Here is a 1,803-nt window from a genome sequence, read left to right on the forward strand (position 1 = left end):
GCGGCAAAGTCATTTTGCTCGCGCGCATAGGTTCGGGTGATGTCTGCGGCATAGCCGTTATACGATGCACCGGCATCGAGTAAAAAGCTGTCTGAACGGGCCGGTGTTTTTTGTGCCAAGCTGGTGTAGTGCAGTACGGCACTGTTTTGGTTTAGCGCCACAATATTGTTGTACGGCACATCGCTGTCGCTCTGACCGGTGGCAGCCAAATACGCGAGGTTGATATCGAACTCGCTCATGTTGGCCATGAAAGCATCGTAAGCCGCACGGTGTCCGGTAACGGCAATTTTCTGTGCTTCCCGCATACAGCACAGTTCATAATCGGTTTTGAAGGCTCGTTGATAGTGGAAAAAGTTCAAAATCGCGGTCGGGTTGATGTGCCCGATCCCCATATCGGCGGCTTTTTGCTCGCTGGCACCAATATAGGCTAAATGGCTGCGCTCTTGTGGCAGATATTGCAGGATATCTTCCGGCTGGCGTAGGGCGATAAGCTCTACTTCTTCTGTCCAGAAGGCGGTTGGCAACGGTTCAACGCTGTGCCAGTAATCTACCGGTGCGTAGAAGAATAGTTGCGGTTTATTGTCACCATCAACCAGTAGCCAACTGTGCGTGACATTCGTCACCGGTACCCACGCTTTAAAGTGGGGGTTAACCCGAAACGGATAAGTGTTGTCATCCAAAAAAGCATAAATGGGTTCGCCAGAGTGGATAAGAAGCCCTCGCAGCTGATGACGCTCCAATACTGTTCGGGTACGTGCTTGCAGTTCTGCAATATGCGCGCGGTAAGCCTGTTCCATAGAATGCCCCTTCGTTATTCATCAATGACTAGACGCTGCATAGTATCACAGCCCCTGAATTTGTGGCCGTTCCTGCGATCACCGGCCTCTTTCTACTAAAAATGTGACATGAATCGCTTCATGCACTTGTTAATATAAAATTAAACAAATGTTTTAAATGAGTGTTGAAATGTTGTTAAATTGCCAGCACACTGCTTTACAGAGGACGACGACTCGTCATCAACCACCCTAATACCACCGGATATCACACCGGCTCAGGAGAGTAGAACCATGCTTTATCAAAGCCCAACCCTGACCCTTCGCTGGCTAAACGAAGGTATTGCTGAGTTGCAGTTTGCCGCGCAATCCGGGCCGGTGAATAAATTCGACCGCCACACACTCAATAATCTCAGTGAGGCGATGGAGATCTTGCATTCACTGCCGACTCTGCGCGGGCTATTGCTGACCTCGGCAAAAGAGGCGTTTATTGTTGGGGCCGATATTACGGAGTTTTTGGGATTATTCACACTGAGTGCAGATGAGCTGCACGGGTGGCTTGATCGTGCCAATGCGATTTTCAATCAGTTGGAAGACCTGCCGGTGCCGACTGTGTGTGCAATTAACGGGTTTGCGCTAGGCGGCGGGTTTGAGTGCGTGCTAGCGACCGATTTGCGAGTTGGCGACAGCAATGCGCGCGTAGGTCTGCCAGAAACAAAACTGGGGATCATGCCCGGCTTTGGCGGCTCAGTGCGTTTGCCACGCTTAATTGGTGCAGACAGTGCACTTGAGCTTATTACCGCAGGGAAAGAGTTGCGGGCCGAAGAAGCACTGAAAATCGGTATGCTTGATGCAGTAGTCGCACCGGAAAAACTGCATGCTGCGGCGCTGAGTATGCTGGAAGAGGCGATCAGTGGCCGACTCAACTGGCAGGCTAGACGCGCAGTAAAGTTACAACCGTTACCCCTTAATCGCACCGAAGCGGCGATGAGCTTTAGCACTGCCAAAGCGGTGGTTGCTCAAGTTGCCG

General features: G+C 51.3%; 2 protein-coding genes. One reads left to right on the forward strand and one right to left on the reverse strand.

Annotated features, from left to right (window positions below):
- The coding region (gene pepQ / locus ACRC27_RS09835; RefSeq protein ID WP_438639789.1) for a Xaa-Pro dipeptidase at positions 1–797 on the reverse strand (797 nt) is incomplete at its 3' end.
- Between the two features lie 270 nt (positions 798–1,067).
- Here pepQ and ACRC27_RS09840 point away from each other — a divergent pair.
- The coding region (locus ACRC27_RS09840; protein ID WP_438639790.1) for an enoyl-CoA hydratase-related protein at positions 1,068–1,803 on the forward strand (736 nt) is incomplete at its 3' end.

Source organism: Plesiomonas sp., assembly GCF_051650925.1.
GTDB lineage: Bacteria > Pseudomonadota > Gammaproteobacteria > Enterobacterales > CAMTGL01 > Plesiomonas.